23 protein-coding genes are annotated in these 23,967 nt (G+C 66.5%); 12 read left to right on the top strand and 11 right to left on the bottom strand.

Annotated elements, in window-relative coordinates; translation table 11 throughout:
* Nucleotides 1–117 precede the first annotated feature (117 nt).
* The 3 genes from MGN01_RS02275 to gyrB all read left to right on the top strand — a co-directional run bounded on the left by MGN01_RS02275 (nt 118) and on the right by gyrB (nt 5,200).
* Nucleotides 118–1,785: an alpha-amylase family protein gene (locus MGN01_RS02275; protein ID WP_147045256.1), complete on the top strand. Its 1,668-nt coding sequence runs from the start codon at nt 118–120 to the stop codon at nt 1,783–1,785.
* A 73-nt stretch (nt 1,786–1,858) separates the two neighbouring features.
* Nucleotides 1,859–2,506, top strand: coding sequence for an MBL fold metallo-hydrolase (locus MGN01_RS02280; protein WP_147044968.1), 648 nt, complete (start codon nt 1,859–1,861; stop codon nt 2,504–2,506).
* A 246-nt stretch (nt 2,507–2,752) separates the two neighbouring features.
* Nucleotides 2,753–5,200 (top strand): DNA topoisomerase (ATP-hydrolyzing) subunit B, encoded by a 2,448-nt coding sequence (gene gyrB, locus MGN01_RS02285; RefSeq protein ID WP_147044969.1) that lies wholly within the window; start codon nt 2,753–2,755, stop codon nt 5,198–5,200.
* 12 nt (nt 5,201–5,212) lie between these two features.
* Here gyrB and MGN01_RS02290 read toward each other — a convergent pair whose 3' ends face one another.
* Nucleotides 5,213–5,452: a hypothetical protein gene (locus MGN01_RS02290; RefSeq protein ID WP_147044970.1), complete on the bottom strand. Its 240-nt coding sequence runs from the start codon at nt 5,450–5,452 to the stop codon at nt 5,213–5,215.
* Nucleotides 5,453–5,741: 289 nt separating this feature from the next.
* Between MGN01_RS02290 and MGN01_RS02295 the strand changes: the two genes are divergently transcribed.
* Together MGN01_RS02295 and MGN01_RS02300 are read left to right on the top strand one after the other, a co-directional pair.
* A complete protein-coding gene (locus MGN01_RS02295; protein WP_174804543.1) occupies nt 5,742–6,962 on the top strand; it encodes a glycosyltransferase family 4 protein in 1,221 nt (406 codons plus the stop codon).
* Nucleotides 6,963–7,055: 93 nt separating this feature from the next.
* A complete protein-coding gene (locus MGN01_RS02300; protein ID WP_147044972.1) occupies nt 7,056–8,615 on the top strand; it encodes an undecaprenyl-phosphate glucose phosphotransferase in 1,560 nt (519 codons plus the stop codon).
* Between the two features lie 62 nt (nt 8,616–8,677).
* Here MGN01_RS02300 and MGN01_RS02305 read toward each other — a convergent pair whose 3' ends face one another.
* The 10 genes from MGN01_RS02305 to pedA1 form a co-directional block, all read right to left on the bottom strand.
* Nucleotides 8,678–9,040 (bottom strand): hypothetical protein, encoded by a 363-nt coding sequence (locus tag MGN01_RS02305; protein WP_147044973.1) that lies wholly within the window; start codon nt 9,038–9,040, stop codon nt 8,678–8,680.
* A gap of 236 nt (nt 9,041–9,276) precedes the next feature.
* Nucleotides 9,277–9,687 (bottom strand): lanmodulin LanM, encoded by a 411-nt coding sequence (gene lanM / locus MGN01_RS02310; RefSeq protein ID WP_147044974.1) that lies wholly within the window; start codon nt 9,685–9,687, stop codon nt 9,277–9,279.
* A 277-nt stretch (nt 9,688–9,964) separates the two neighbouring features.
* The gene (locus tag MGN01_RS02315; protein ID WP_174804544.1) at nt 9,965–12,514 is read right to left on the bottom strand and encodes a TonB-dependent receptor; all 2,550 of its coding nucleotides are present in this window, start codon (nt 12,512–12,514) and stop codon (nt 9,965–9,967) included.
* A 351-nt stretch (nt 12,515–12,865) separates the two neighbouring features.
* Nucleotides 12,866–13,492, bottom strand: coding sequence for a hypothetical protein (locus tag MGN01_RS02320; protein ID WP_147044976.1), 627 nt, complete (start codon nt 13,490–13,492; stop codon nt 12,866–12,868).
* Between the two features lie 20 nt (nt 13,493–13,512).
* Nucleotides 13,513–14,409, bottom strand: a complete 897-nt coding sequence (gene pedC / locus MGN01_RS02325) for a lanthanide ABC transporter permease protein PedC (protein WP_147044977.1) — start codon at nt 14,407–14,409, stop codon at nt 13,513–13,515.
* Complete coding sequence (gene pedB, locus MGN01_RS02330) at nt 14,406–15,173, bottom strand: lanthanide ABC transporter ATP-binding protein PedB/LutE (RefSeq protein WP_147044978.1); 768 nt, start codon at nt 15,171–15,173, stop codon at nt 14,406–14,408. The genes pedC and pedB overlap by 4 nt, the downstream gene beginning before the upstream one ends.
* Entirely contained in the window at nt 15,170–15,463 is a 294-nt protein-coding gene (locus MGN01_RS02335; protein ID WP_373319222.1) for a hypothetical protein, read from the bottom strand. The genes pedB and MGN01_RS02335 overlap by 4 nt, the downstream gene beginning before the upstream one ends.
* Nucleotides 15,463–15,894 carry a cupredoxin domain-containing protein gene (locus tag MGN01_RS02340; protein WP_147044980.1) on the bottom strand — a complete coding sequence of 144 codons (432 nt, stop codon included), beginning with the start codon at nt 15,892–15,894 and terminating at the stop codon, nt 15,463–15,465. Before MGN01_RS02340 ends, MGN01_RS02335 begins: the two co-directional genes overlap by 1 nt.
* A gap of 186 nt (nt 15,895–16,080) precedes the next feature.
* Nucleotides 16,081–17,067 (bottom strand): YVTN family beta-propeller repeat protein, encoded by a 987-nt coding sequence (locus MGN01_RS02345; protein WP_147044981.1) that lies wholly within the window; start codon nt 17,065–17,067, stop codon nt 16,081–16,083.
* A 249-nt stretch (nt 17,068–17,316) separates the two neighbouring features.
* Nucleotides 17,317–18,579, bottom strand: coding sequence for a lanthanide ABC transporter ABC transporter substrate-binding protein PedA1 (gene pedA1 / locus MGN01_RS02350; RefSeq protein WP_147044982.1), 1,263 nt, complete (start codon nt 18,577–18,579; stop codon nt 17,317–17,319).
* Between the two features lie 232 nt (nt 18,580–18,811).
* On the opposite strand from pedA1, the gene MGN01_RS02355 reads away from it, so the two are divergent.
* The 7 genes from MGN01_RS02355 to MGN01_RS02385 all read left to right on the top strand — a co-directional run bounded on the left by MGN01_RS02355 (nt 18,812) and on the right by MGN01_RS02385 (nt 23,967).
* The gene (locus MGN01_RS02355; protein WP_147045257.1) at nt 18,812–19,336 is read left to right on the top strand and encodes a DUF3280 domain-containing protein; all 525 of its coding nucleotides are present in this window, start codon (nt 18,812–18,814) and stop codon (nt 19,334–19,336) included.
* Nucleotides 19,337–19,372: 36 nt separating this feature from the next.
* On the top strand, nt 19,373–20,089 hold the full coding sequence (locus MGN01_RS02360; protein ID WP_147044983.1) for a (5-formylfuran-3-yl)methyl phosphate synthase: 717 nt from the start codon (nt 19,373–19,375) through the stop codon (nt 20,087–20,089).
* 2 nt (nt 20,090–20,091) lie between these two features.
* Nucleotides 20,092–20,679, top strand: a complete 588-nt coding sequence (locus MGN01_RS02365) for an amino acid kinase family protein (RefSeq protein ID WP_147044984.1) — start codon at nt 20,092–20,094, stop codon at nt 20,677–20,679.
* Nucleotides 20,676–22,178, top strand: coding sequence for a DUF6513 domain-containing protein (locus MGN01_RS02370; RefSeq protein WP_147044985.1), 1,503 nt, complete (start codon nt 20,676–20,678; stop codon nt 22,176–22,178). Before MGN01_RS02365 ends, MGN01_RS02370 begins: the two co-directional genes overlap by 4 nt.
* A gap of 6 nt (nt 22,179–22,184) precedes the next feature.
* Nucleotides 22,185–22,781, top strand: coding sequence for a DUF447 domain-containing protein (locus MGN01_RS02375; RefSeq protein WP_147044986.1), 597 nt, complete (start codon nt 22,185–22,187; stop codon nt 22,779–22,781).
* 24 nt (nt 22,782–22,805) lie between these two features.
* Nucleotides 22,806–23,360 (top strand): SRPBCC family protein, encoded by a 555-nt coding sequence (locus tag MGN01_RS02380; protein WP_147044987.1) that lies wholly within the window; start codon nt 22,806–22,808, stop codon nt 23,358–23,360.
* A 76-nt stretch (nt 23,361–23,436) separates the two neighbouring features.
* On the top strand, nt 23,437–23,967 hold the full coding sequence (locus tag MGN01_RS02385) for an SRPBCC family protein (protein ID WP_147045258.1): 531 nt from the start codon (nt 23,437–23,439) through the stop codon (nt 23,965–23,967).

Here is a 23,967-nt window from a genome sequence, read left to right on the forward strand (position 1 = left end):
CCGGACACCGCGTCACGCGCCTCGCGCGAAATCATCGGCGCGCTTCACCCTGGAACGCTCAAGTTGCCGCCGCCGTTAGGGTGCCGCCAGAGCGGGAGGTTCCGAGTGAAACCCAGCGTGATCCAGGACCTCTGGTACAAGAACGCCGTGTTCTACTGCCTGTCGGTCGGCACCTTCATGGATGCGGATGGTGACGGGACCGGCGATTTTGCGGGGCTGGAGCGGCGGCTCGACTACCTGCTCAGCCTCGGCGTCACCGCGATCTGGCTGCACCCTTTCCAGCCCTCCCCGCAGCGCGACCACGGCTACGACATCAGCGATTATTATGGTGTCGATCCGGTCTATGGCTCGCTCGGCGACTTCGTATCCTTCACCCATGCGGCCAAGCAGCGAGGCCTCAAGGTCATCATCGATCTCGTCGTGAACCACACCTCCGACCAGCATCGCTGGTTCCAGGAGGCCCGCTCGGACCCCGCCTCGCGCTATCGGGATTGGTACGTCTGGTCGAACAAGCGGCCCGCCGCTTACGACGAAGGCATGGTGTTTCCAGGCGTGCAGAAGGCGACCTGGACCTACGACGAGACGGCCAAGGCCTGGTACTTCCACCGCTTCTTCAACTTCCAGCCCGATCTCAACACGGCCAATCCCGAGGTCCAGGCCGAGATCCTGAAGATCATGGGCTTCTGGCTCGAACTTGGCGTCGCGGGCTTCCGGATGGACGCGGTGCCTTTCGTCATCGCCGAGAAGGGGCCGGAGGTGAAGGGCGCGCCGAAGGAGCATTTCGAGTGGCTGCGCGACTTCCGCGAGTTCCTGCAATGGCGCTCGGGCGATGCCATCATCCTCGCCGAGGCCAACGTCCTGCCCAAGGACGACATGGCGTATTTCGGCGATGACAACGACCGCATGCACATGATGTTCAACTTCCAGGTCAACCAGGCGTTGTTCTACGCCCTGGCTGCCTCGGACGTGCGGCCCCTGGTCAAGGCGCTGAACAAGACCTGGAACCGGCCGCCCTCGGCGCAATGGGCGATGTTTCTGCGCAACCACGACGAGCTGGATCTCGGCCGGCTCACCGAGAAGCAGCGCCAGACGGTTTTCGAGAAATTCGGGCCGGACAAGGACATGCAGCTCTACGACCGCGGCATCCGCCGCCGGCTCGCGCCGATGCTCGACGGCGACCGGCGCCGGATCGAGCTGGCCTATTCGCTGATGTTCTCGCTGCCCGGTACGCCGGTGTTGCGCTACGGCGACGAGATCGGCATGGGCGACGACCTCTCGATCCCCGAGCGCGACTGCGCCCGCACGCCGATGCAGTGGACTGCGGACGCCCAGGGCGGCTTCACCAGGGGCACCCGACCGGTGAGCCGGCCGATCAGCGGAGGCGCCTACGGCTACGAGCACGTCAACGTCGCCAACCAGCGCCACGAGCACGGCTCGCTGCTCCACTGGATGCAGAGCATCATCCGCCAGCGCAAGGAGGCGCCGGAGATCGGCTGGGGCGATTTCGAGGTGATCGAGACCGGCGAGAACGCGGCCCTGGCCCTCCGCTACGACTGGCGCAACAACTCGGTCCTGTGCCTGCACAACTTCGAAGCCAGGCCGCTCGAACTGCACTTCAAGACGGGCGTGGAGGGCGAGGAGGGCCGGGTGCTGGTCGACCTCCTCACCGGCGAGCGCGCCGAGGCGGGTGAGGACGGCCGGCACCGGGTGCTGATCGAGGGCTACGGCTACCGCTGGTACCGGGTCGGCGGCCTCGACGCCCTGCTCCGGCGCAGCACGAGCTGAGCCCGGCATGGATGCGCCGCGCGCGCATTGCGGCTAGAACAGCTCAGCCCACCCGAGATCCCTTCGGACATCCATGACTGCAACCCTTCGCGCCGGCATCATTCCGGTCACGCCCTTCCAGCAGAACTGCACGCTGATCTGGGACGAGGCAACCAAGTCAGGCGCCGTGGTCGATCCCGGCGGCGACCTCGACCGGATCGAGGCGGCCATCAAGGACCAGGGCCTGACCATCGAGAAGATCCTGCTCACCCACGGCCATATCGATCATGCCGGCGGTGCGGCCGAGCTGAAGGAGCGGCTCGGCGGCGTGCCGATCGAGGGGCCGCACCAGGCAGACGGTTTCCTGCTCGACCGGCTGCCGCAGACCGGCGCCGAGTACGGCATCGCCGGTGCCCGCCCGGTGACACCGGACCGCTGGCTCGACGAGGGCGATCAGGTCACCGTCTCGGGGCTCACCTTCGACATCCTGCACGCGCCCGGACATTCGCCGGGCAGCGTGGTGTTCATGAGCCGCGACGCGCGGCTCGCCCTCGTCGGCGACGTGGTCTTTCGCGGCTCGGTCGGCCGCACGGACCTGCCCGGCGGCAACCACGAGCAGCTGATCCGCGCGATCCTCGACAAGGTGCTGCCGCTTGGCGACGACGTGTCCTTCATCCCCGGCCACGGCCCGACCGGCACCCTCGGCGAAGAGCGCGAGACCAACCCCTTCCTGCAGGGCTGACGCTGTACCCATCGCCCGCAATGGCGTAGGGCGAGGCTCACTTTTTTCGCCGGCAAGAGGCTCTGACGCGGCCGGCGAAAAGTATCCCCGGTCCTTGGCCGAACGCGGTCGAAAATCGATGCATTTGCAAGGCGGAACGCTTATATCAGCCAAGCACACACATCGCAGGCGCGCGCCCGACGCACCCCCTCACGTCGCCGGGCCAAAACACCTTTGACCGAACACCTCGCCTGCTAGAGGAAGTTCATGTCCGACAACGAGAATTCCATCGGCGCCGAGGCGTATGGCGCCGAGTCGATCCGAGTGCTCAAGGGCCTCGACGCCGTCCGCAAACGCCCCGGAATGTATATCGGCGACACCGACGATGGGTCGGGCCTGCACCACATGGTCTACGAGGTCGTCGACAACGCGATCGACGAGGCCCTCGCCGGCCATGCCGACCTCGTCACGGTGACCCTTAACGCCGACGGCTCGGTCACGGTCTCGGACAATGGCCGCGGCATCCCGGTCGACATCCACAAGGAAGAGGGCGTGTCGGCGGCCGAGGTCATCATGACCCAGCTCCATGCCGGCGGTAAGTTCGACCAGAACTCCTACAAGGTCTCCGGCGGCCTGCACGGCGTCGGCGTGTCCGTGGTCAACGCGCTCTCGCAATGGCTGCGCCTGCGCATCTGGCGCAATGACCAGGAGTACACGATGGAGTTCCGTCACGGCGAGGCCGTGGCGCCGCTCGCTGTGGTCGGTCCCGGAAACGGACGCCGCGGCACCGAGGTCTCGTTCCTGGCCTCGACCGACACCTTCTCGATGGTCGAGTTCGACTACGCCACGCTGGAGAAGCGGCTGCGCGAGCTCGCCTTCCTGAATTCCGGCGTGCGCATCGTCCTCACCGATGCCCGGCACGCCGAGCACAAGCGCGAGGAGCTCTGGTACGAGGGCGGCGTCGAGGCCTTCGTGCGCTACCTCGACCGCTCGCGCAAACCGATCGAGGGCGTCACCAAGCCGCTGATGGTGACCGGCGAGCGCGACGGCATCCGGGTCGAATGCGCCCTGTGGTGGAACGATTCGTTCAACGAGACCGTGCTGCCCTTCACCAACAACATCCCGCAGCGCGACGGCGGCACCCACATGGCGGGGTTCCGCGCGGCGCTGACGCGTCAGCTCACCAGCTACGCGGATTCCTCCGGGGTCTCGAAGAGGGAGAAGGTCTCCCTCACCGGCGACGATTGCCGCGAGGGCCTGACCGCGATCATCTCCGTGCAGGTCCCGGATCCAAAATTCTCCTCGCAGACCAAGGACAAGCTGGTCTCGTCCGAGGTGCGTCCGGCGGTCGAGAACATCGTGAACCAGGGTCTCGCGACCTGGCTGGAAGAGAACCCGTCGCAGGCCAAGTCGGTGATGGCGAAAGTCGTGCTCGCCGCAGCCGCGCGCGAGGCGGCCCGCAAGGCGCGTGAGACCATCACCCGCAAGGGCGCGCTCGACATCGCCTCGCTGCCCGGCAAGCTCGCCGATTGTCAGGAGCGCGATCCCACCAAGTGCGAGATCCTGCTGGTCGAGGGCGACTCGGCCGGCGGCTCGGCCAAGCAGGGCCGCGACCGCACCTTCCAGGCCGTTCTGCCGCTGCGCGGAAAGATCCTGAACGTCGAGCGCGTGCGCGCCGACCGGATGCTGTCCTCGGCCGAGATCGGCACGCTGATCACTGCGCTCGGCGCCGGCATCGGCCGGTCCTCGACCGACCGCGAGGGCTTCAATGCGGAGAAGCTGCGCTACCACCGCATCATCATCATGACGGACGCCGACGTCGATGGCTCGCACATCCGCACGCTGCTGCTGACCTTCTTCTTCCGCCAGATGCCGGAGTTGATCGAGCGCGGTCACCTCTACATCGCGCAGCCGCCGCTCTACAAAGCCGAGCGCGGCCGCAAGGTGATCTATCTCAAGGACGAGCGCGCGCTCGAAGACTACCTGATCGACCAGGGGGTCGAGGGCGCCGTGCTGCGGCTCGCCTCTGGCACCGAGTTCGGCGGCGACCAGCTGAAGGTGCTCGTCGAGGAGGCCCGCGCCTTCCGCACCACCCTGCAGGGGCTGCACACCCGCTACGACCGTGCGGTCGTCGAGCAGACCGTGCTGGCGGGCGCCCTGTCGCCGGAGATCGCCGAGAATACCGGCGAGGCGGAGGCCCTGGCCGACATCGTTGCCAAGCGCCTCGACCGGATCGCCGAGGATATCGAGCGTGGCTGGGTCGGCGAGGCCAGCGAGGGCGGCTACGCCTTCAGCCGGACGCTGCGCGGCGTGCGCCAGGTCTCGACTCTCGATGCGCCGCTGGTCTCCTCGCAGGAGGCTCGCCGGCTGCACTCTCGCGCGCCGGCGCTGCGTGAGATCTACCACGAGCCGGTCACCCTCGCTCGCAAGGGCGACGAGCAGGTGCTGCACGGCCCTGTCGGGCTGTTCGAGACCATCATGGCCTTCGGGCGCAAGGGCCTGCAGCTGCAGCGCTACAAGGGTCTCGGCGAGATGAACCCTCACCAGCTCTTCGAGACGACGCTGGACCGCGAGACGCGCTCGCTGCTGCAGGTGAAGATCAAGGACACCCAGGACGCCGACGACCTGTTCGTGAAGTTGATGGGCGACATCGTCGAGCCGCGGCGTGAGTTCATCCAGGAGAATGCGCTGAGCGTGGCGAACCTCGACGTCTGAGGACGGCGCTCCTCACGGCTCGGACACGATCCGGCGGCCGCCCAGATCGCGCGCCGCCGGCTCGCCCGAGACCGGTCGGGGTATGCGGGCCGCCCGCGCCATCGCGATGAGATCGGCGGCCGTCAGTGGTTTCACGGGCAGCGCATCGGTGTGCCCCGTCGGAAGCGGCGGGCTCGCCGGCAAGGCTCTGCGTGGGGCGACCCAGAGGAGCCGGCCCTTCCGAATGACTTTGGATGCGGTTCGCGCGCTCATCACTGTCTCCTTCGCAGAATGGCCAAGCTAGAAGCCATTCGACGTCGAACCATTCTTGACAGCGCTCAGAGTGGTGCTTCGCCGGCAGATTTTTTTGTGCGGCGCACCGATGGCGGAGGCTCGCTCGAAAGCCGCGGACCGCGTTAGCCGGCCGCTTACCGTGCTCTCGGAAAGATCGTGCCGGAAAGGCGTAGGGCGGCCATTGCTGCGGCTGCTTTAACCGCTATCCCACACCTCGTGCCCCAGAACTCTCGGGCTGGCCGCTGGCCGTCCATTGAGGGGTCTCGCCGTGGTTGCGTCCGTTCGTCCGCAGGAAGCCGCTCAGCCGCTTCGGATCCTGCACGTCTTCCGTGCCCCGATCGGCGGCCTGTTTCGGCACGTCGTCGATCTGGCACGCCTCCAGAGCGCGGCGGGGCACCGCGTCGGCATCGTCTGCGACTCGACGACTGGTGGGTCCCGCGCCGAGGAGGCCCTACGCGACCTTCTGCCGTGCCTGGCGCTCGGCGCGACCCGGGTCCCCATGCGGCGCAACCCCCACCCCTCCGACCTCTCGGCGATGATGAGCGTCCGGGATGTGGCCGAGCGCGTCCGCGCCGGCGTGTTGCACGGCCACGGCGCCAAGGGCGGCGTCTATGCCCGGCTCGCGCCGGTGCGGGGCGATGACGGCGTGCCAGGCCCGATCCGCGCCTACACCCCGCATGGCGGCAGCTACAATTATCGGCCCGGGAGCCTGTCCCACCGCGGCTACATGGCGGCGGAAGGCGTTCTCGCCCGCCGGACCGACGTGTTCCTGTTCGAGAGCGAATACGTGGCTGCGCGCCACCGTACCTTCGTCGGCGAGCCAAAATGCCAGATGCGCATCGTCCATAACGGGATCGGTGAGGCCGAATTCGTGCCGATCGCTCCAGCCGCCGACCGGTACGATCTCGTCTATATCGGTGAGCTGCGGGAGGCGAAGGGTATCCCCTGGCTCCTCGATGCGCTGGCGATGCTGCGCAACCAGGGCCGCGCCTTGCGGCTCCTCATGGTGGGTTCGGGCCCGGATGCCGAGTCGCTGCAGGCATATGCCGCGCGGCTCGGCCTCGCCGAGGCCGTGACCTTCGAGCCGCCGCAGCCCATTCGCCCCGTTCTCGCGCGCGGACGGCTGATGGTGGTGCCATCGCTGGCGGAATCGCTGCCCTATGTCGTGCTGGAGGCAGCCGCTGCCGGACAGCCGCTCGTGGCGACGAATGTCGGTGGCATCCCCGAAATCTTCGGGCCGAGCGCCTTCGAGCTGGTTCCGCCCCGGGATGCCGGCGCCCTGAGTGGCGCAATCGCCAAGATCTTCGACGAACCGCCGGAGGCGCGCGATGCCCGTTGCGCCGCCTTGAGCGACTTCGTCCAAGCACGTTTCTCCATGACCCGCATGGGGGCCGACGTGCTCTCGGGCTACGCCGCGGCCTTCGCTGCGCGAAGCGCCGCCATGCCCTCCTCCGCAGTGGCCCGCGCCACTGCGCCGAAATCCGCCTGATGCGGCGGACCGCATTCAACCTTTCGAGAACGTCGGCGCGCTCGGTTCGCGAACCGGCGCCGACCATTCCGCGATTGAGCCTGGATGTCCGCGATGAGTGCTTTCGGAGTTCGTGATCTGCTCGACGCGGCAGGTGCGCCCGGCATCGCCAAGCAAGGCAACCCCGAGGATCAGGGCGCCCTCGCGTCGGGGCCGCCGGCCTCGGCCCAGCCGCCGGCCGAAGCGCTGGCGCCGGTACTGAAGGGTCCGACCCTTACGCCCGTGGTGCTCGCGGGATGCGTGCGCGGCCTCGAGATCCTGTCGCTCGTCGTGCTGGGCTTCGCCATTCAGGAGATCACCCTCCGCGGCGTCGTGCCGCTCGGCTGGCCCTACGTCGTGGCCATCCTCGCGATTGCCGGCCTCGCGGGCGCGGCCTTCCAGATGGGTGGCTGCTACCGGATCGCTGCCTTCCGCAGCCTCGCAAAGACGATCGCAAAGATCGCATTCGGCTGGTCCCTTGCCTTCCTGGTCGTGGCGACCGCCATGGTGCTCGCCAAGGTCGCCGACCATTACTCGCGGGTCTGGCTGGCGAGCTTCTACGCCGGAGGCCTCGGCCTGCTGATCCTCGGCCGCGTGGCGCTGTTCGTGTTCACCAGCGTGCAAATGCGCAAGGGCTTGTTCGATCGCCGCACGGCCATCGTCGGCGGCGGCCCGGCTGCGGAGGAGCTGATCCGCTCGCTCGAGGCCTCGGCCGACAGCAGCATCCGCATCGTCGGCGTGTTCGACGACCGCGGCGACAACCGTTCGACCGACGTCGTCGCGGGCCATCCAAAGCTTGGCAACGTCAACGACCTCGTCGCCTATGCGCGGCGGGCCCGCATCGATCTCATCGTCTTCACGATCCCGATCTCGGCCGAGACGCGCATCCTGCAGATGCTCGCCAAGCTCTGGGTGCTGCCGATCGACATCCGGCTCTCGGCGCACGCGACAAAGCTGCGACTGCGCCCGCGCGCCTATTCCTACCTCGGCGCCGTGCCGGTGCTCGACGTTTTCGACAAGCCGCTCGCCGACTGGGACGTCATCCTCAAGAACGTCTTCGACAAGGTAGTCGCCACGTTGGCGCTGATCGCCCTGTCCCCGGTGATGCTCGGCGTCGCGCTTGCGGTGAAGCTCGGCTCGAAGGGGCCGGTGCTGTTCAAGCAGAAGCGTTACGGCTTCAACAATGAGCTCATCGAGGTCTTCAAGTTCCGCTCGATGTATGTCGACCTAGGCGATGCAGGTGCAGCGAAACTCGTCACCAAGGGGGACCCCCGCGTGACACCGGTCGGGCGCTTCATCCGCAAGACCTCGCTCGACGAGTTGCCGCAGCTCTTCAACGTGTTGAAGGGTAACCTCTCGCTCGTCGGTCCCCGGCCGCACGCGCTCCAGGCCAAGGCCGCGAACACGCTCTACGACCAGGTCGTCGACGGCTACTTCGCTCGCCACAAGGTCAAGCCCGGCATCACCGGCTGGGCGCAGATCAACGGTTGGCGCGGCGAGACCGATACCTCGGAAAAACTGCAGCGGCGCGTCGAGCACGACCTCTACTACATCGAGAACTGGTCGATCCTGCTCGACATCCAGATCCTCGCGACGACGCCCTTCGCACTGATGAAGACCGAGAACGCCTACTGAACGGCGAAGGGCTGCGACGGCATCCCGTGCAGCCCTCCCCTCACCACCGGTTCGAGCCGGTTCTACGGCAGAGCGCCGGCCTTCTGCTTCGCCTTGGTCATGGTGTCCTGGCAGGCCTGCTCCTGGCCCGCCTTCTCCTGAGACCTGGCGGTATCGATCAGCTTGCGGGCTTCCTCGACGCCGGCGGCGCTCGGCTGGACGGCGGGATCTGACGGCTTGCCGGATGGAGGCTTGTCTAGGGCCTTCGCCGAGTCCGAAGAGGTCGTGCCGCCTGGCGGCTCCTTCTTGGTCACCTCAGCCGCACCGGACGAGTTCAGCCGCCGCTCGATCGTCGCGATCTCCTCCTTACAGGAGATGGCAAAGGCCGGCAGGCTGCCGGCGAGCAGGGCTGATAGGGCGACGGGAACGGCGATCGCGATACGCATCGGTCAGGATTCTCCTCCAGTTCGCCCGCTCGCAGCGGGCGGATCTCGGGCGGGAAGTATCGCCGCGAAGAGGATGTTCCGGGGCCGCGACGTCCTGGCCTGCTCCGTCTGCCCAAGAATGCGAAAAGGGGCGCGGATCCTGAGATCCGCGCCCCTCTCGCAGCCTGGCGGGAATGGTCGGCCGCTTCTGCGGCTCAGTGCTCTGGTGACTGTCCCCTGCCGGCTTGAGGCTTGATTCAGCGGATCACCTGCACCAGGGCCGAGCCGGCCGGGCTCGACAGCTCTCGCGCATCGACGGTGCCGTCGTTGTCGGGGTCGGCGGCCTTGAACAGGCCCAACGCCAAAGCGACGTATTCCTTCTGGTCGAGGGTGCCGTCGTTGTCGGGGTCTGCCTTCTTGAGATCGGCGGCGGTCAGGCGGCCTTCGAGTTCCTTGGCGTCGAGGGTGCCGTCTTTGTCCTTCTCGAGCTTGGCGAAGGCGGCGGCAGCGGCGGTCTCGACCTCCTTGGCGTCGATCGTGCCGTCCTTGTCCGGGTCGAAGGCAGCGATGTCGACCTTTGTCATGGCCGGGGCGGCGGCGAGCGGAGCCGCCGCGCCGACGGTGACGATGGCGGCGAGAAAAGCGGCGCTGGTGAGTTTGAATGCCATGGGTCGATCACTCCTGAAAAAGATGGCCGCCAGGCGGCCCACATAAGAGAAACGGTCGAGGCGGCGCCCTCAATGCAGCCTGATGCTGCGGCGCTCGGCCCCGACCTCGTTGCGATTGCGTAACGTCGCCGGGAGCATTTGGCAATGGGCTGTAGGAAATTCGGGACGTTAGGACAGATGACTGGCGTCTTTCTGCGCTCCTTCTGCGCTCCTTCGGCCAAAAGAAAACGGCGCAGCTCCGGAGAGCCGCGCCGCTTGGATGTGATGATTGTCCGCTTCAGTACTTGCGGATGACCGGCTCTTCCATCGGAACCGGATCGTCGCCGAAGCGGTAGCGGAGACCGGCGTAGATCGAGAGCGGCTGAGCCAAGGTCGTCGTCCGGTAGTCGTTGACCGGGTAGCGGCCGGCGACGAGACCTGGCTCAAAGAACGTCCCGAAATTCGCGTACTTGTTGTTGGTCAGGTTGGTGATGAGACCGAAGACCTGGAGGTTCTTCGTGACCTGGTAGCTCGTGTTCAAACCAAGCACATAGTACGCGGGAAGCTTCGGCAGCTGATTGCCTTCGTCGCCGCGATAGTAGGAGGACGAGAAGGCCTGCAGGTTCATGCCGACGCGCCAGCCGGGGAGAACCATATAGTCGAAGCCAACCTTGAACTGGTGGTTCGGGATCAGCGGGATCTGGTTGCCCGGACGCACGATGATCGGATCTTCACCCTCGTCAGTCAGAGGGTTGTTGGGCGATGACAACTCGCCATTGAACCGGAAGGTCGGGTTGATCAGAGCGTAGTTGGCATAGACCGAGAGATCGCCGCGGCTGTACTCACCCGCGATCTCGATGCCCTCGCGCCGCGTTGCTGGCACGTTGACGTAGTATCCTCGGGCCGCGTTCCCTGGGGTGGAGAGCTGCAGGATATCGTTGGCCAGATCGTTGCGGAACGCGCCGATCTTATAAGACAGCACGCCGCCGTCGTAGAAGTTCGGGATCGAGCCGCGAATACCGACCTCGTAGTTCTGCGCGGTGACCTGCTTGAGCGGAGGATCGGCCACGAGGGAGTTCGGCAGCAGGCAGGGCCGGTCCGGGTTCGAGCAAGCGAGCTCGAGCGGCGTGGGCGTGCGGTTGGATTCCGAATAGCCGCCGTAGAGCGACAGGCCGGGGTTCAGGCGATAGGTCAGGCCCGCGACCGGGTTGATCTTCGTGAAGTAGTGGGTGCCCGTGACGTCGGGCGAGAACCCGGTCTGGTCCACTGCCGACACACGCGAGAAGTTCAGGCGCGCGCCAGCCGTGAGGGACAGGCGGTCGGTCAGGTCGATCGTGTCCGAGACATACAGGCCCATCGACAGCGACGAACCGATCACCGAACTCGGAGCGATGCCGAGCGCGGCGGCCGTGCGGAGGAACTCCGTGCCGAGGCCCGGAATGTTGCCGTAGGTCGGGTTGTTCGGGTTCGTGGTCACCGAGAGGTCTGGATTGATCACGCCGAGCGTGCTCGATGACTTGAACGAGTAATCGGCCACGTCGATGCTGCCGCCGACGACGAAGCTGTTGCCGAAGCCGAAGACACGGTCGCGGTTGGCCGCCTGCAGCGAGCCACCGTAGCCGGTGGCCTCGGTCTTGGTCACGTCGAGCGTGCCGTAGGGGACGCCAGCCGTGAACGGGATGCCGTTCGCCGGGGTGCCGCGGCCGAGCATCAGGAACTGGTTGCGGAACTGGGCATCAGTCTGGCCGGGTGCCCGCTCGAAGCCGTCATCCTCGAAGCAGAGACGGCCACGGAAGTTCGAGCGGGTGCTGCAGTTCTCGAATTCGGCATCGTTGCCGTCGACGTACTGGTTGCTGAAGCGGCGGAAATAGGCGTTGCCGGACAGATCCCAGGTCGGCGAGAGATCAACGCGGCCTGTGACCTGAAGCGTACCCATCTCGGTCGTCGTGGTCTGCGGGTAGGTGAAGATCGCGCGCGGATCGACACGGGTGAAGTCGACCGGCGCTGCGGCGGCGGCACCGAAATAGGTGCGCGCGAACTGGCCGATGATGTGGAACTCCGAGTCCTGCGTGCGGTAGCCGAGGTCGGTGTAGATGCGGCCGATGGTGCTCGGGCTCTGGTAGCGCCAGCCGCGATCGTTCAGCCCGTCGCCGTTGAAGTAGAAGCTCCAGTCCCCGATCTGCTTGCCGTATTCCAGGTTGCCGCCAATGCGGGCGTCCGAACCGCCCAACACGGTGAGTTCGGTGCCCTGCCAGGTGAAGCCGTTCTTCATCTGGATGTTCACGGCGCCACCGAGCGCGTTGAGGCCGAAGATCGGGTTGCCGGTGACGATGTCGATGCGCTGGATCGCCGAGGGCGGGATCAGGTCGAACTGGACAGTGTCGCCGAAAGCCTCGTTGATGCGCACGCCGTTCTGATAGACGGCGAGGCCCTGAGCGATGCCCTGGACCGGCGAGGCGGTGAAGCCGCGGTAGTTCACGTCGACGCGGTTGTTGTTGCCTTGCGAGTCCGAGAGGTTCAGTCCCGGCGTGATGCGGGCAAGCGTCGCCACCGCGTTGAAGGTGCCGGTATCACGCTCGATCTCGGCAGCGGTGACCGTCTCGACTGTGCTGGGAATCTTGTAGAGCGGCAGCGCGCCGGCACGCAGGCGCGGCTCCACCGGTCGTCCGGTCTGATCCCCGAACGGCCCGGAGGCGGCGCCGCGGCGGCCATAGCCCGAACCGCTCGACGCGCCGACGGGCGTCGTCGCCACGACGCTGATCTCGTCGAGCGCAGCCGTTTCCTGTGCGAAGCCTGCTCCCGGCAGTAGCGCGACCGAAGCAATGAGGCTGCCTCGCAGCACACGCATCGTCATTTTTCCCAGCCCCTTCTTATGTGGCGCCCCCGTATTCGGGGTGTGCCGGGACTGTTCACGGGGACGTGAAGCTCAGCAATTGCCTGGACGACGTTTTCAGGCCGGAAGGAGTGCCTTCGTCGGCGATGGCCGCGATGCGTGGCGCTCAAGCAACATATTTCTAAACGAATTCAGTGACTTAGGGATAATCCGGCAGTTATTTCGGGAGCATTTGGCAATCCATTCCACTGCACGCACGACGGCTCAGATCTTCGCCCGATGGTTCGGTGAAGACGCGAAAAATGACGCGTGCCGAGTCGCTGCAGCGCATTCGGCACGCGTCAAAAATCTCGGTTGTTCGTCGTGCTAGAGTTTCGCCTGGATCTTCCGGGCGATCTCACCGAGGCGCTGTTCCAGCAGGGTCGGCACCTCGCAGACATAGGTGACCGAGCGGTTGCGCTCCTCGAAGATCCGGCGATCCCAGTTGAAGCTGTTTTCGAGGTCGGTCGCCTCCTTGGTCGCGACCTTGGTGGCGTCCTCGGCCGGTCCCTCTCGGGTTTCGCTGATCTTGTCGGCCTCGTCGCGGATCCGCTGGGCAAGGCGCTGCTGGCCCTGCGCGTACCGGACGATGCCCGCAACGACGGCGTTGCGCTCGCCATTGAGAACCTCGAACACCCCGGCGAAGACGCGGGTGAGGCGCTTCTCCCTCTCGTCTTTGTCTTTGATGTCCTTGATGAAATCGTCGATCAGCCCGTCGACGTCGCTGAGCTCGGTGCGTCGCGAGGCGAGCTTGCGGGCGAATTGCGCCGCCTCGCGGTCATTGCCCCACTCTCCTGCGGCCTGGATGTCGGGACCGGTCCAGAACGAGCCGTAGCCAAGGGTCGACACCTTGCGCTGGGCACAGGGCCAGTCGGGATCGGCTTTGGGCTGCGCGAGGGCCGGCGCGGCAAGGGCCATCAGGGCGAGGCCGGCGGCGAGGGTCGGACGGATCATGCGGTTATCCTCATCGAGGCTCAGCTCGCCGCGCCTGCCGGACCGCCGCGCCGGGCCATGATGCCGCGGCCGGGATCGTAAGCGACGACGGCAAGGGTGAAGAAGACGAGGCCGGTCCCGAGGACGACGGCGCAGGCGAGCGGCTCGAACTTCGCGTAGAGGGCGAAGCGCACCAACTCGACCGCGTGCGTGAACGGGTTGGCCTCGCAGATCCAGTACAGCGTCTCGCTGGATTCCCGGATCCGCCAGAGCGGATATAGGGCAGAAGAGGCAAAGAACATCGGGAAGATCACGAAGTTCATCACGCTGGCGAAGTTCTCGAGCTGGCGCACCAACGAGGACAGGAACAGGCCGATGGCACCGAGCATCAGGCCCGCTGCAATGAAGGCCGGCAGCGCCGTCAGGTAGCCGAGCGGCGGGATATCGGTCTCCCAGAACCAGGCGACCGCGAGGAAGGCGTAGGCCTGGACGATCGAGACCGAGACACCGGCCACGAGCTTGGCGAGGAGCAGCGTCCAGCGCGGATAAGGCGAGGTCAGCAGCACCTTCATCGAGCCGACCTCACGGTCGTAGACCATCGAGAGCGAGGACTGCATGCCGTTGAAGAGCTGGATCATCACGGCCAGCCCCGGCACCACGTAGACCTCGTAGAGCACGTAGGTCTCGTATGGGGGCGTGATCGAGACGCCGAGCGTGTTGCGAAAGCCCGCCGCGAAGATGAAGAGCCAGACCAGCGGGCGCACCAGCGCGGAGAAGAACCGCTCCTTCTGATTGAAGAAGCGCAGCAATTCGCGCCGGACGATGCCGCCGAGCGCCCGCAGGTAGCCCACGAAATCGAGCCGGCCCAGATGCGGCGCGGGCCGGGCGTCGCGTGCCGGGGCCGCGACCGGCGCGGCAGCTTCGAGAGGATGGCTCATGCGGCGGCCCTCGATGCACCCTTGGTGGGTTCGGCGACGAGGCGGCGGAACGTGGTCTCCAGGCTCTCGCCCGCCTCCCCGATGCCGCCGGCAAGCCCGCGTGCCACGACCTGCCCCCTGTGAAGCACCACGACGTCGTCCTCGGGCGAGATTTCCTCGAAGATGTGGGTCGCCCAGAGCACCGAGAGCCCCTCCTCCCGCACCAGCGCCCGCACGATGCCGACGATGTCGGCGCGGGATTCGAGATCGAGGCCGACGGTGGGCTCATCGAGCAGCAGCAGGCGCGGCTCGTGGATCAGCGAGCGGGCGATCTCGATGCGGCGCGACTGGCCGCCCGAGAGGGTGCGGATCTTGTCGTTGCGCCTGTCGGCAAGGCCGACGCGGTTCAGGAGCACGTCGATCCGGTCGCGCGCTGCGCGGCGCGCGATACCGTGCAGGCTTGCGTGGTAAAACAGGTTCTGCGCGACGGTGAGATCCGTATCCAGCGTGCGGGCCTGGAAGACCACGCCGAGCCGGGCCAGTGCGCGTGACGGCTCGCGGTCGAGGGGATGGCCGAGGATCGAGACCCGGCCGTGCTGGTTGTTGTAGAGCCGCGTGACGACGGAGAAGAGCGTCGTCTTGCCGGCGCCGTTCGGTCCAAGCAGAGCGGTGAAGCTGCCGCGCTCGACCCGCAGCGAGACGTTCGACAGAGCCGCGCGCTGGCCGAAATTGTGGCTGACATTGGCGATGTCGAGGGCAGCGCCTTCGCGCGGGTCCGCGGTCATTTCAGTGCCCGCTTGGCGTCGCCGACGGCATCCATGCACTCGTCGAACTCGCCCTCCCGCTGCTCGCGCTCAGCGTTCTTCAACGCGCGCTTGAGCTTGGCGAGGACCGGCTCGGCTGGATTCTTGGCGAGCTCGCCCTGGATCATGGTGATGCCAGCAGCGCAATCGGCCTTGTCGTCGGCGAAGGCCGGCGTGGCGAGGGCACCGAGAAGGAGCGCGCCGGCCAAAACCCTCTTCCCATCAGGGGAGAGGGAAGCGGGTCGAGCATCCAGATCATGAACTGCAGGCATCACTTCACCGAAATCGTGCCGGTCAGGCCCTTGGCCTCCAGCCCCTGCGAGTACCACTTGTACTCGCCAGGCCTGATGGCCACGAACTCGATGGCAATCTCGCCCGGATCATCGAATTCGAGGTGATCCGGCGGGCCGCCGCCATGGATCTCCTTGTGCTCGATGACGATCTGGTTGAACCAGATGTTCCGGAAGAATTCCGGCGCGTAGAACTTGTACTCCTGTCGCCCCTTGGCGACGATCCGCAGCCGGTAGGCCTTTCCGGCCTCCAGCTCGATGTCCTTGTTCTCGACCACGAAGTCGTTGCCTTCCTCGTTGCCGAGGACGAGGTCGGGCAGGTTCTGGCGCTTCTTGGTGAGGTCGAGCGCGCTGGCGGGCGCCGCAAACAGCAGCGCGCTGCCGAGCGCTGTGGCGAGTGTCCAGAGTTTCATACCGTCTCCTCCTGCCGCCGTTTTCCGGCGGTCCGATCCGTATGGGTCTCAATCCGGCCCGAGCCCCTCGTCGGGAGGTGCCGGAGCGAAGCGGAAGCCTCGAAGAAGGGCTCCGGTAGCCGCCGCGAACCCTGGAGCCCTCGTTCGAGGCCGCGGGCGTCTTAGGATAAGCGTGGTGGGTGGAACCTACTTCTTCGAGATCGCGACGCCCCAGGGCAGCAATCCCGTCGGGATGCTCTTCACGACCTTCAGGCTCTCGACGTCGATGACCGAGACGTCGTTCGAGGTGCCGTTCGTGGTGTAGAGTTGCTTCTCGTCCGGCGTGAAGGCGAGCTGCCAGACGCGCTGGCCGACCGGCAGGTATTTCTCGACCTCGTAGGTCTTGGTGTTCACCACGGCGACGCGGTTCGCCGGCCCGAGGGCGACGAAGGCCTTCGTGCCGTCCTTGGTCAGGCGCACGCCGACCGGCTGGATCTGCTCGTCGTTCACGCTCGGAATCTTGAAAGTCACCTTCTTCACGACCTTCCGGGTCGCAACGTCGATCACCGAAACCGTGCCGCCGACCTCGGCGGAGACCCAGAGCATCTTGCCGTCGCCCGAGAACTCCGCGAAGCGCGGGCGGGCATCCACGAGCACGTTGTCGATCACCTCGAAGGTCTTGGTGTCGATGAAGTGGGCCATGTTGGTGGTCTCGGAGGTGTTCACGAGAACCTTGCCATCCGGCGACAGGCCCATGCCCTCCGGCTCGACCCCGACCGGCACCTCGGCCAGCACCTTGTTCTTCTCGATGTCGATGATGGTGACCTGGCTGTCGTCCTCGTTGGCGACGTAGAGCGGGTTGCCGGAGGCCGCGAGGATGAACTGTTCCGGGTCGGGCCCGGAGCGCAGGGAGCGGGTGACCTTGCCGGTGGCCGTGTCCAGGACGTCGATGCGGTCGTCGTCGCTGGCGCAGACGAAGAGCTCCTTGTCGTCCTTCGAGAGCGTGACGCCGCGCGGGCGGCGGCCCACCTTCCAGGTGGCGGTGACGGCCATGGTCGTGGTGTCGATGACCGAGACGGAGTTACCCTTCTCGTTGGTCACGTAGGCCGTGAACGCCTCCGCGCCGCTCGCGAGTCCGAGCCAGGCTCCGGCGAGCACCACAACGCTCACGCTCGCCTTCCAGCGGTGGCCCATCAGCATCCTCCCTGTCGCGCGCGCTGTTTCGCGCATTCGCCTCGGCGATCTAGAGCAGGCTGCGAAAAAGTGGAAACGGTTTTTCGCTGAAAGCCTGCTCTAACTCTTTGAATCGATCATGTTTTTCTGTGTTTCAACGGATCCCGTCGAAGCACGACATGATCTAGCGCATTTCGACCGAACGGACATCGGCTATGGGCCGCGTTCGCCTGCGAGGGCAGCGCTTCATTGCCGCATCACACGGCTCGGTTACTTGAACTTGCACGTCGTCTCGGGCTGGTCCGTGCCGAGCGTGTCGAGCGGTGTGCGCTGATGGATGAAGCCCTGCTCGGGTGCCACCGACACCATCGCCTTCGGCTGAACCACGATGATCGGCTGGCGCAGCTGGTGGTCCCAGGGCCGGTAGCTCAGCGAGACACCTTTGTAGGCGGGCAGGTTGAAGGCTGGATCGACCAGGTAGGGGACGAGCGTCGCCGCCTCGGTCGTCTTCTTCTGCGTGGCCGCCTCGCCGACGCTGCGCACGCCGGCCCAGGCCTGGTAATCAAGCGGGCGCATCAGCCGGCCGGAGAGTCGGCGGAAACGGTTCTGCGCCTGGGCCGCGCCCCAGGTCTCCAGCGTCGGATGCCAGGTGGTCGCCACCAGTCCGGCTGTGCCGGCGATCGGCCGCGGATCGACGGTGCGGTACGGGACGTACTCGCCCCAATCCTGCTCCTCATCGGCGACGACCGCCATGTCGTAGTCGATGCCGCGGGTGAAGATCATCGCCTCGGCCCGGGTCGGCGTGTCTCCGCGCGCCTTCATCAGCGGGCCGAAGGTCCAGGGCTTCTCCGCGGTGATCTTCAGCCCGAACTTGCGCGCCGAGTTCTTCATCGCCTCGGCATAGGCCTTGTCGCGTTCGCTCGGGCCGACGATCAGGAAGATCTTCCGCCAGCGCATCAGGGTCATGTATTGCGCGATCGCATCGGTCTGCATCGCGCGGCTCGGAATGGTGTGGAAGACGTTGATGCGGCAATCGGCGCCACGCAGGGAATCGTCCGGCGCACCGGCATTGAACACGGCCACGCCGTCGTCCTTCAGCGCATCGGCGACCGCCAGCAGTTCGGCGGAAGGCAAGGCGACCACGAAGTACTTCACGCCCTTGCCGGCGAGTTCCTTCGCGGCGTCGACGGCGCTCTTGCCCTCCTCCAGCGCAACCTCGTCGAGGGTATAGGTCTGCTTGGTGAAGCGGCCCGTGGAGTTGTTGTCCTTCACCGCCATGCGCGCGCCGGCGACGCCGAGATCCTCAGGGTCCGCCTCCGCATCGTAGGAGGAGGGTGCCGGCACCGGGCGGTAGAGGAAGGCGATATGCGTCTCGCTGGCCGGCATCGTCGCCGGCTGCTGCGCGGGCAGGGAGCCGGGCGCCGACTCGCCGATCTCGGCCTTTGGCTCCTGCGCCATGAGCCCCGGTGAGCCGCCGATGAGAGCGGCGACGGCGATGGGCAGGGCGAAGAGGCGAAGGGCAGGAAAACGCATGCCGGCGGACGCTAACAACATCTCGGCATGCCGCTCAACGGTTGAAGTATAAGGATTGTCTAAGCTCGCAGCGCGAGGCGGGTGCGGTTGCACCGCCATAAATCCGGCTGCCGCGAGCAGGAGCCAGCGAGCGCGCAGTTGCCAAATGACCGTCGCGCCCGACCTTACGCAAGGCAAGCGCGAGCCGTCCCTCGTGCGTGATGAAAGGGCACCCCTCATGACCCAGCGCCCGATGCGCGCGTTTCGCCGTCTCGCGCTGGCTGCCGTCGCGATGGTGCCGCTGCTTCCCGCCGCAGCGAGCGCGGAGGCCGGACGGAAGGCCGCGGTCTTCACCGCTGAACTCGACGACCCCATGCTGCCCTATGGCCGCAAGCCGCCGCCGGCCGTGCTGAAGCGTCTCGACCTGATCACGGACGAGCTGCGCAAGACCCTGGTGGACAAGGGCAAGCTCGAGAGCGTCGACCTCGTCCCGCAGTCCGAGGAGATCAAGAAGCAGGCGCCGCTGTTCAAGTGCAACGGGTGCGTGCCAGACATCGCCAAGGCGCTCGGCGCGGATTACGCGGTCACGACCGTGGCCGAGAAAGGCGGGCCGCAGCTCTTCAACCTCTCGGTGACGATCACCGAGGTTGCATCCGGAAAGGTCGTGCGGAAGGGCATCGTCGTGATAAACGCGAATTCCGACGACGACTGGGCGCATGCCGCGCGCTCGGTGGTCAAGAACCGCCTGCTGGCGGAGCCGCTGCCGAACGCCTCCTGAACGGCGAGGCGGCCGGCTCGCGATCCCCGAGTTTTGATGCGTCCCGTGCCCAAGCCATCCACCAGCCGCCCCCAGCTCCTCGTCAGCGTGCGCGATGCCGACGAAGCCTCCCTCGCCTGCGCGGCTGGCGCCGATCTGGTGGATGCCAAGGACCCGGCGAATGGGGCACTCGGCGCCCTGCCGGTCGATGCGGTGCGTGCCATCGTTGCCCGTGTCGGCGCCTCGGTCACGACCAGCGCCGTGGCCGGTGAGCCGGACACTGCCTCCGCGCTCGCTCCCTGCGTCGCCGCCATGGCGAGCACGGGCGTCGACTACGTAAAGGTCGCCGTGCGCTCCGAGCATCCCGATGCCGCCCTCGCGGAGGCGGCCGAGGCCGCAGGCGGGCGGTTGATCGGCGTGTTGTTCGCGGGCGACGTCTTCGGGCTGAATATCGTGCCGCGCCTCGCCGCCGCCGGCTTTCGCGGGGCGATGATCGACACGCGATCGAAGGATGGACGTCGCCTCGGCGACCTGCTGCTCCCGGACGACCTCGCCGCCTTCGTTGCAGCGTGCCATGCGCACGGTTTGCTCTCGGGGCTCGCGGGCTCGCTCGATGTAGACGACATTCCGGCGCTCGCTGCCCACGCGCCGGGCTATCTCGGATTTCGCGGCGGCCTCTGCCGCAACGGCGACCGCCGCAATGCGCTCGACCCGCTCAGAGTGAATGCCGCGCTGGAAGCCCTACGCGCCCTCGGCCGGCGCGACGCCGCGTGACAATGGCAGCCGCAAGTTCCCTGAGCGTCGTCAAGATCGGAGGCAGTCTCGTCTCCAGCCCGCCCCGTCTGCGCGCTGTGCTCGCCTCCCTGGCCGAGGGCGCTGAGGGGCGCGCGGTGATCGTGCCCGGCGGCGGGCCGTTCGCCGATGCCGTGCGCGCCTCGCAGGCGAAGCTTGGCTATTCGGATGCCCTCGCTCACCGGCTGGCCCTCGACGCGATGGGCCGGATGGCCGAGGTGTTTGCAGAGATCGAGCCTCGGCTGGCGATGGTCCGCAGCGTCGAGGACGCAGCCGCGCGGGACGGCGTCTGCCTCTGGGATCCCGTCGCCCTGCGGCAGGGGCATCCCGACCTTCCCGAGCGTTGGGACGTCACCTCCGACAGCCTCGCGCTCTGGCTGGCGACGGCGCTCGGTGCCGAACGCTGCATCCTGATCAAGTCGGCGCCCTGCCCCGTCGACACCCCGCCGGATGAACTCGCACGATTGGGGTTGGTCGACCGGGCATTTCCGGGCTTCGCGCGCTCATTCCGAGGCGCGATCGCGCTGCGCGGGCCAGAACCCGCATCCGGACCGCAGGAGGCCGCGGCATGAGCGGCGCCTCCGACAGCCCGCGCGACCACATCGTCTTCATCACCGGCAAGCTGGCGCATGCCCGGCTGGAAAAGGTTGCCAACACCCTGCCGGCCGATCGCTTTACCTGGTCGATCGCTGATGCGGGCGTGAAGGTCGCCGCGCTGATGACGGAAGAGATCATCAAGCGTCGCATCACCATCCCCGAAGGCGCGACGCGCATCGTGCTGCCGGGCCGCTGCCGGGCCAATCCAGCGGCCCTGGCAGAGCATTTCAAGCTGCCCGTCGAGCGCGGGCCCGACGAGATCGTCGATTTGCCGGCCTTTCTTGGCTTGGCAGGCCGCAAGGTCGATCTGTCGCGGCATGACCTGCGCATCTTCTCCGAGATCGTCGATGCCTCGAAGATGAGCGTCGACCAGATCGTGGCGAAGGGCCTCGACCTCGCCCGCCGTGGCTCGGACGTGATCGATCTCGGTGGATTGCCGGATACGCCCTTCCCGCATCTCGAAGACGCCGTTCGAGAGATGAAGCGCGCGGGTCTGACCGTCAGCGTCGATTCCTTCTCGCTCGACGAGCTCACACGGGGCGCGAAGGCCGGCGCGGATTACCTGCTCAGCCTCAACGAGGAGACTCTCGACCTCGCCTTCGAGATCGGCGCGGTGCCGGTGCTGGTGCCGATGCGGCCGGACGACACGCCCTCCCTCGACCGCGCCATCGAGCGGATGGAGAAAGCCGGGCTACCTTACATGGCAGACCCGATCCTGGAGCCGATCCATTTCGGCTTCGTCGAGTCGATCGCCCGCTATAACGACGTTCGCAAGCGCTGGCCCGACATCGAGATGATGATGGGCACCGGCAATCTCACCGAGCTGACCGAGGCCGACAGTCTCGGCGTCACCGCGCTGCTCGCCGGCATGTGTTCGGAGTTGTCGATCCGCAACGTGCTGATCGTGCAGGTCTCCAACCATACCCGCCGCACGGTGGAGGAGCATGACGCGGCGCGTCGCGTAATGTTCGCGGCCAAGGCCGATTCCGCCCTGCCCAAGGGCTATGGCCGCGAACTCCTGGCGCTTCACGACAAACGACCTTTCGCCCAGACGCCGGACGAAATCGCCGCACTGGCGGCCGAGGTTCGCGATCCCAATTACCGCGTCGCGGTCACCGAGGACGGCATTCACGTCTACAACCGCGCGATCCACAAGGTCGGCACCGACGCGATGGCTTTCTTTCCGGACTTGGACGTCGCCAGCGACGGTGCACATGCCTTCTATCTCGGCGGCGAACTCGCCAAGGCCGAGACCGCGTTCCGCCTCGGCAAGCGCTACGTCCAGGACGAGCCGCTGGACTGGGGCTGCGCCGCCGATCGCGAAAAGGAAGATACCACCGCGTTCAAGAAGGCCGGCCACACCAAGCATAGCGGTCCCGACGCGCCGCCGCCGGGTACCCGCGACGCGACGCCCGCCGCCGAGCGACCCAAGGGCCGCGTCATCTGCGGCCAATTCGTGCCGGACGAGGCCTGAGACAGCGTGCCGTTCATCCTCGAGACCATCGTCACCACACTGTCGCCGGAAGGCGAGCTGCACCTCGTACCGTTCGGGCTGATCCGCGAGGGCGACGATTACGTACTGGCCCCGTTCCGGCCCTCGCCGACCATCCTGAACCTCGAGGCCTCACCCTTCTTCGCGGCCTCGGCCCCGACCGACGTGCGCGTCATCGCCGGAGTGGTGACGGGGCGGCGCGACTGGCCGGTCGTCGATTGCGAGAAAATCCGCGGCAGGCGGCTGGCCTCTTGCTTCGGCCATGCCGAGTTCGAGGTAATCGACAAGGACGACGATGCGCAGCGCCCGCGCTACCGCGGCCGAATGCTGCATGCGGCGGCTCACAAACCCTTCCTCGGCTACAACCGGGCGCAGGCCGCGGTACTGGAGGCGGCAATCCTGTCGACGCGCCTCAAGATGCTGGAGCCTGAGAAGATCCTGACCGAGATGGCCTACCACGCCATCGCCATTTCAAAGACGGCCGGGCCCGCCGAGCGCGAGGCCTGGGACTGGATCGAGGACAAGGTCGCCGCCGCGCTCGGCCGCAGCGAGCGTGTTCTCCCACGAGCCGAACCCGCCGCGTGAGGCGGCAGACGGAGCAGACAATCGATGCGTAAGACGACCAGACGAACCCTGACGGCTGCGGCGGCTCTCGCCACCGCGAGCGTTCTCGCGGTCACGGCCCAGGCCCACGGCCCGACCCGGCGAAAGATCAGCGAGTCCATCGAGATCAACGCGCCCGCCGACAAGGTCTGGGCGGTCGTCGGCAACTTCAAGGATTCCAACTGGGTCGAGAATGTCGCCAAGACCGAGGCGCATGGCGACGATCCGGGCAAGTCGAAGCGCACGCTGACCCTCAAGAACGGCCATTCGGTCGAAGAGGAAGGCACCAACTACAAGCCCGACCGAATGCTGTTCGGCTATTTCATCGACAAGATCGATGTGTCCGACCTGCCGGTGAACGACTTCTCGTCGAACGTCACCGTCGAGGCCGAGGGTGACGGCAAGGCGAAGGTCGAGTGGAAGGCCGCGTTCTACCGCGGCTACATGAACAACGACCCGCCGCCGGAGCTGAACGACGAGAACTCCGAGAAGGCCGTGAAAGCCTGGGTTCAAAAGAGCCTCGCCAATCTCAAGGCGCAGCTTGAGAAGAGCGCCTCTTGATGGGATGAGGCGTCGGTCGGAGCCGAAGACAACGACCGCCGCCGTCGTGGCGGTGCATAAGGGAGAGACGATGACGATGAGATATGTCACGACGGCCGCGGTGGCGCTGCTGGCCACGGTGTCGTTCGCCGCTCAGGCCCATGGCCCGAGCCGACAGAAGGTGTCGGAACAGGTCGAGATTAACGCGCCGGCCGACAAGGTCTGGGCCGTGGTCGGCAATTTCCAGGATGGCAGCTGGATCCCGGTGGTCGAGAAGACCGAGGGCAAGGGCGGTAACGAGGTCAAGGCGACCCGCACGCTGACGCTCAAGGGCGGCGCCACGGTCGAGGAAGAGCTCGCCAAGTACGATGCCGCCAAGAAGACCTTCATGTACCGGATCAACAAGGTCGACGTGAAGACGTTGCCGGTGAACGACTACTCTTCGACCATCGAGGTCGAGGATGAAGGCGGCAAGACCAAGGTTACCTGGAAGGGCGCCTTCTACCGCGGCTACATGAACAACGATCCGCCGCCCGAACTGAACGACGAAGCCTCCAAGAAGGCCGTGCTCGGTCTCTACCGCGCCAGCCTCGACAACCTGAAGGCCAAGGTCGAGAAGGGTTCGTGA

The organism is Methylobacterium gnaphalii, from assembly GCF_007992215.1.
In the GTDB taxonomy this organism is placed as follows: domain Bacteria; phylum Pseudomonadota; class Alphaproteobacteria; order Rhizobiales; family Beijerinckiaceae; genus Methylobacterium; species Methylobacterium gnaphalii.